The 6,230-nt window shown below is 65.0% G+C and carries 4 protein-coding genes and 1 pseudogene; 2 read left to right on the top strand and 3 right to left on the bottom strand.

Going from position 1 to position 6,230, the window contains the following annotated elements; all coding sequences use genetic code 11:
* Both NCS00_RS13230 and NCS00_RS13225 read right to left on the bottom strand, forming a co-directional pair.
* Nucleotides 1-146, bottom strand: a pseudogene (locus tag NCS00_RS13230) (1,2-phenylacetyl-CoA epoxidase subunit PaaA); the annotation flags it as partial.
* 223 nt (nt 147-369) lie between these two features.
* The gene (locus tag NCS00_RS13225; protein WP_250440256.1) at nt 370-1,842 is read right to left on the bottom strand and encodes an MFS transporter; all 1,473 of its coding nucleotides are present in this window, start codon (nt 1,840-1,842) and stop codon (nt 370-372) included.
* Nucleotides 1,843-2,022: 180 nt separating this feature from the next.
* On the opposite strand from NCS00_RS13225, the gene NCS00_RS13220 reads away from it, so the two are divergent.
* Entirely contained in the window at nt 2,023-3,285 is a 1,263-nt protein-coding gene (locus NCS00_RS13220; protein WP_250440254.1) for a TIGR03862 family flavoprotein, read from the top strand.
* 6 nt (nt 3,286-3,291) lie between these two features.
* On the opposite strand, the gene NCS00_RS13215 is transcribed toward NCS00_RS13220, so the two are convergent.
* Entirely contained in the window at nt 3,292-4,443 is a 1,152-nt protein-coding gene (locus tag NCS00_RS13215) for a methyltransferase (protein ID WP_250440252.1), read from the bottom strand.
* Nucleotides 4,444-4,615: 172 nt separating this feature from the next.
* Between NCS00_RS13215 and NCS00_RS13210 the strand changes: the two genes are divergently transcribed.
* On the top strand, nt 4,616-5,911 hold the full coding sequence (locus tag NCS00_RS13210) for an SGNH/GDSL hydrolase family protein (protein ID WP_250440250.1): 1,296 nt from the start codon (nt 4,616-4,618) through the stop codon (nt 5,909-5,911).
* Nucleotides 5,912-6,230 lie beyond the last annotated feature (319 nt).

The following is a 6,230-nucleotide window of genomic DNA, read 5'->3' as shown; positions in this document are numbered from 1 at the left end:
TACGCCTCGGGCATCCAGTCCTGCGGCTCGATCTTGCCGTCGGCCTGCATCACCGCGTCGAAGCGGGTTTGGGCGGCGGAGGCTGCGGCTTCGTGGCTTTCGGCTGCGGACGTCGCGCTGGGGAGGTCGAGGGATTGCGTGTACATGTCGGCACTCGCTCAAAAGAAGTCGCTGTCCGGCGATTATAAACCGACCGGACGGTCGGTAAATGCGTTTTTGAGACGTATTCGGGTAACTCCGCATGCGAGAAGCGGATCCCGTCGCGCAAAGCGCGCGACCTTTAATCTAGTGCAGGCAGGAGGAGAAACGAAAAGAGCGGCAGGCGAAACATCGCCTGCCGCTCTTTATAAGGCGGGATCGGAAACTGTTTTAACGCGGCTGCTGCGCGGCGAAATCCTCAGCGTCGACGTCGTAGCCCGACGGTTCCCAGCGCACGGCGAACAGCGCGACGAGCCCCGCGAGCGGCGCGACGGCGATGATCCAGAACACCTTCGTGCCGAGCGCCGCCGACAAGACCGGGAACAGGAACAGCGAAACCGTCGAGCTGGCGCGCATCAGCGTCTGATTGAAGCCGACGCCGACACCACGCAGCGAAGTCGGATAGCTCAGCGACGCAAACGTCATGCTGTGCGAGCCAGGCCCGACGCCCTGTCCGAGCAGGAACGCCGCGAGAAACGCGATCGCGACGACGACTTCGACGCCCGTCGACGGCTTCCCGACGATCGCGAGCCCGACGAGCGCCGCAAACTGAAACGCGTAACCGACGACCGACAGCTTCCACGCGCCGAATTTCGGCACCGTGCGCACGGAAAACAGCCCGCCCGCGAACGCGAAACACAGATTGAGCGCGAGCGACGCGAGGATCGTAGTGAGCATCGATTGCGCGAGGAAACTCGAAATGATGACCGGCAAGCCGAACGCCACGGCGTTATAGGCGAACGACGACGCGATGGCGATGACCGTCGCCAGCACGGTCCGGCGCAGGTAGACGCCGCGCAGCAGCGCGCCGTAGTTGCTCCACGTCGCGCGACGCGCCTTCGGCGCAACGGTGGCGGTTTCGTCGACGCGGGCATCGATGCCGTACGAGCGCTTGAGGATCGCGGCCGCGCCTTTCAGATCGCCCTGATTCGCGGCCCAGACCGGCGATTCGCTCATGTATCGGCTGCGAATCGCGATGATCGCAATCGCCGGAACCGCGCCAAAGCCGAGGATCAGACGCCAGAGCCAGCCCGCGTTGTGTTCGGGCAAGACCGCGTACAAACCGAGCACCAGCAGATACGAGACGCTGATCGCCGCGTACCAGACCGGGCACCACATCGCAACGCGTGCCGCCTTGTTGCCGCGGCCCTGCAAGCGGGAAAATTCCGCGAGAAAGGCCATCGCGACGGGCAAATCGATGCCGACGCCCAGTCCCATCACGAAACGCGCACCGCCGAGCACCCAGGCGTTCGGCGCGAGCGCGCAGGCGATCGCCGCGACGACGAAGAAGAACATGTCCGCCATGAAGACGCGATAGCGGCCGACCTTGTCGGTGAGATATCCGCCGAGGAACGCGCCGATGATCGCCCCGAACGTGATCGCGGCGGCGACGAAGCCGGAGCCGGTCGGCGTCAGCGAGAATTCGCGGGCGATGTCCTTCATGCCGAACGCGAGCGCGCCCAGATCGTAGGCATCGAGAAAAATGCCGCCGAGCGCGATGGCGACGACCACGCGCGCGTCGCTGCCGATGGCGGCGCCGTGGTTGACGAGACTGGAAACATCGGCGGCGCTTTTGATGACCGGCCGTGAATCCTGGGTGGCGGACTGGGCGGCAGGGCGTTCGGGCGCGAGGGAAACGGACATGATCAGGCTATTTCAGTAAAAAGTTGTCGATGCAACGAATCGCCGGATCGTACTGGCCCGCGCGCAGGCGGCCAAATTCTTTTTTGTTATTTAATGACTTACGCGGCGCCGTCGATGCGTTCCCGCCGCGCAGACCGGCGATGCGACAATGTCGCTCCGTTTTGTTCTTTCTATTTAGGCATGTCGTCAGTTGAAAACATCGAATCGGTGAACGTCGCGGTCGTCGGCGGCGGGCCGGCCGGGCTCATGGCCGCGGAGGCGCTCGCGGCGGGCGGCGCGCGCGTCGGTGTGTTCGACGCGATGCCGTCCGTCGGACGCAAATTCCTGATGGCCGGCAAAGGGGGCATGAATCTCACGCATTCGGAGCCCGCCGAGGCGTTCCTCGCGCGATACGGCGCGCGCAGCGCGGCGATCGCGCCGCTGCTCGCGCGCTTCGATGCAAGCGCGTTGCGGGATTGGGTTCACGACCTGGGCGTCGAGACTTTCGTCGGCAGCTCGGGGCGCGTGTTTCCCACCGACATGAAAGCCGCGCCGATGCTGCGCGCATGGCTGCATCGGCTGCGCGCGTCGGGCGTCACGTTTCATATGCGGCATCGCTGGCTCGGCTGGGCCGACGAACGCGCGTCGATATCGCGGTTCGCGACGCCATCGGGCGAGAAACACGTTCGGCACGATGCGCTCGTGCTGGCGCTCGGCGGCGCAAGCTGGCCGCAACTCGGCTCCGATGGCGCCGCGCTGCCGGTTCTCGCCGCGCGCGGCGTGGCCACGCGTCCTTTCGTGCCGTCGAATTGCGGCTTCGATGTGGGCTGGAGCGAGCATTTCAGCAGCCGGTTCGCGGGCGAGCCGCTCAAGTCGGTGGCGATCGGCGTGCCGCGCGCGGACGGCGCGCCCGACTGGCGCGTCGGCGAGTGCCTCATCACCGATCAGGGTATCGAGGGCAGTCTGATTTACGCGTTATCGGCGCCGATTCGCGACCGGATCGACGAAAGTCACGGCGCCGGCGCGACGATTCTGCTCGATCTGACGCCGCAGCTCTCCGCCGAACGCGTGCGCGAGGAAGTGCTGCATCCGCGTGGCGCGCGCTCGATGTCGAGTCATCTGCAAAGCCGGCTGCATCTCACGGGCGTGAAAGCGGGTTTGTTGCGCGAATGCGTGAGCAAGGACGAATTTGCCGATCCCATCACGCTCGCCGCGCGCATCAAGGCGTTGCCGCTGCGTGTGCTGCGCCCGCGGCCGATTGCGGAAGTCATCAGCAGCGCGGGCGGCGTCGAGTTCGAAGCCCTCGATGCGCGTTCGATGCTCGCCGCGCTTCCCGGCGTGTTCTGCGCGGGCGAAATGCTCGACTGGGAAGCGCCGACCGGCGGCTATCTGCTGACGGCGTGTTTCGCGAGCGGGCTCGTCGCGGGCGAGGGCGCGCTCGCGTGGCTTGCCGAGCGCGCCTGATCCAACTTAGGCGACGACCAGCCGCCACAGCGACGTGACTTCCGCCGAGCGCGCGGCGTGCAGCGGATCGGACTTGTCGATCGCCTTCGAATGACGCGGCTTGATGTCGATACGTCCATCGACCTTCAGTCCGGCCTTGTCGATCCATTCCTGCAACTGCGCGCGCGTGCGCAGGCCGAGATGCTCCGCGAAGTCCGACAGGATAAGCCAGCCTTCGCCGCCCGGTGTCAGGTGCGCGGCGAGGCCGTCGAGAAAGCCGCGCAGCATGCGGCTCTCCGGGTCGTAGATCGCGTGCTCGATCGTGGCGCTCGGACGCGCCGGAAGCCACGGCGGATTGCAGACGACGAGCGGCGCGCAGCCCTCGGGAAACATGTCGGCTTCCACGACCTTCACCTGACGAGCGAGGCCGAGTCCATCGACGTTTTCCCGCGCACAGGCGAGCGCGCGGGCGTCGACGTCGGTTGCGACGATCCGCTCGACGCCGCGCCGCGCGAGCACGGCCGCGAGCACGCCGGTTCCCGTGCCGATATCGAACGCGAGTTCCTTTGACGGCAGCGGCTGATTCGCGACCAGATCGACGTACTCGCCGCGAACGGGCGAGAACACGCCGTAATAGGGATGGATCCGCCCGCCGGCCGCGTCGATGTCGACGCCTTTCTTGCGCCACTCGTGCGCGCCGATCAGACCAAGCACCTCGCGCAAGGACACCACCGATGCTTCATCCGACGGCGGCCCGTATGCTTCCTCGCATGCCTGGCGCACGTCCGGCGCGCGTCGCAACGGGATGGCGTAGTGCTCGTCGAGCGGCAGCACGAGCATTGCGAGGGTGCGGGCGCGCTGCGATTGCGCGAGTCGATGGAGATTGAACGCATCGATCGGCGATGTTTCCGTCGCGGGCTTCTTCGCCTTGCGCGGTTTGTTGTCGATACGGCGGGCCATCGCCTGCAGCAACTGGCGAGCGTTCTTAAAATCGCCGCGCCAGAGAATCGCGGTGCCTTCGCAGGCGAGCCGGTACGCGTGATCGGCCGTCATCTGATCGTGTCCGATGACGACGCGCTTCGCGGGCGGATTGCCGCTCTCCGATCGCCAGCGGGCTGAGCGGCTTTCGCCGTCTTCATCCCAGACGAGTTGCTGCAGTGCTGAATTTTTCGATTGCATATTTATATTGATGCCCGCTGCGTAAGTCATCGCGCCGGCGAAAAAAGAACTGGCAGCATTGTGAGGCCATTTCACGGGCGTCGCTGCTGCTTGTGCGCGTCGCCGGCGATGTGCGGCGCGAGCTTGATGACACTTCAGGCACAATCGAGCCTTTTCCGAACGCCATCGCCGAATGAAACTCCGAGTTCTCGCCGCGATTTGCGCGGCCGCGTGCGCCGTCCAACTCAATTTCGCGCCAATGGCGTTCGCCGCCGACGCTGCGGAAACGCCCGCCAACGAGCGATGGGTCAGCGCGTGGGGCACTGCGCTGCAGTCGATTCCGCAACTGGCGAACCTGCCGCCGCTCTATCGCGCGCCGGACGTCGCGGGGCGCACCGTCCGTCAGCTGATTTATCCGCAACTCGACGGCAAGCGGATGCGTCTGCGGATCAGCAATCTTTACGGGACCGAACCGCTCGTCGTCGAGTCCATGAGCGTCGCACGGGCGGTCGGCGGTAGCAGTGCAGCGATCCAGGCCGGCAGCGCACGGTCCGTGTCTTTCGGCGGACACAAGAGTGTGACGGTCGCGCCGGGCGCGCAAGCAACAAGCGACGCGGTCGATTTCGACGTCGCCGCGTTTCAGCCGGTCGCCGTCAGCATGTTCATGGGGAAGGATCAAAAGCTCGTCGCGTGGCACCGCGTGTCGAGCCAGTTGAACTACATTTCGACGCCGGGCGACCGCACCGGAGATGGATCGGCAGCCGCGTACCGCACGCGCTTCACGCAATATGCGTGGCTCAGCAACGTCGCGGTGGAAAGCGCGTCGGCGCACGCGATCGTGGCGATCGGCGATTCGATCACCGACGGCATGCGTTCCTCGCTCAATGCGAACCGGCGCTGGCCGGATGCGCTCGCGAAAGAAGTCGCCCGGAAAAGTGGCGGGCAAACCGCGGTCTTGAATGCGGGCATCAGCGGGAATCGTCTGCTCAGCAACTCGCCCTGTTACGGTGAGGCCGTCGTGAGCCGCTTCGAGCGCGACGCGCTGCGTCAACCGGGCGTGCGGGCGGTGATCGTGCTGATCGGCATCAACGATATCAACTTCATGGCGATGCCCGCGCACGCCGGGCTCGATTGCGACGCGCCGCACACGGAAGTCAACGCCGATGCGCTGGTGCGCGGATATCAGCGACTGATTGCGCAGGCGCATCAGCGCGGCGTGAAGATCTACGGTGCGACGCTCACGCCCGCTTCGCTGCCGCCGGAAAGGGAGTCGATCCGAACGGCGGTCAACGAATCGATTCGCGCGAGCCGGGCGTTCGACGGTGTCATCGACTTCGATCAGGCGCTGCGCGATCCGGCGCGCCCGAGCGTGCTCCAGCGCCGGTATGACAGCGGCGATCATATCCATCCGAGCGACGCGGGATACGCGGCGATGGCCGCGGCAGTGCCGATGGAGTTTGTCATCGGAGCGGCGAAGGCGGCACACTGAAGCAGACGCGAAAAAAATTGCGTTCGTCACCTTGTCATTCGTGTGTGCTTGACCTACTATTCAGCCCCTCGTCGCAAGACGAGAGCCGCCGAGCGAAACGGGCGGTCTCAGAAGTCACCGGATTTGGAAGCGAAAGCGAAAAATAGTGTTGACAAAGAGAAAAAGATTCTTCATAATCTCGTTTCTCTGCTGCTGATGCAGCGACGCAAGACGGAAGTTGAAGTAAGACTTGTCTTGCGATGTGCTCTTTAAAAACTAACAGCCGATAAGTGTGGGCGCTTGATGGCGAGTGCGGCTGGTTCTTCGGAATCGGCGATAG

The sequence above is a fragment of the Caballeronia sp. AZ1_KS37 genome, from assembly GCF_023631165.1.
Classification (GTDB): domain Bacteria; phylum Pseudomonadota; class Gammaproteobacteria; order Burkholderiales; family Burkholderiaceae; genus Caballeronia; species Caballeronia zhejiangensis.
This window is presented reverse-complemented; position numbering and strand designations above follow the sequence as displayed.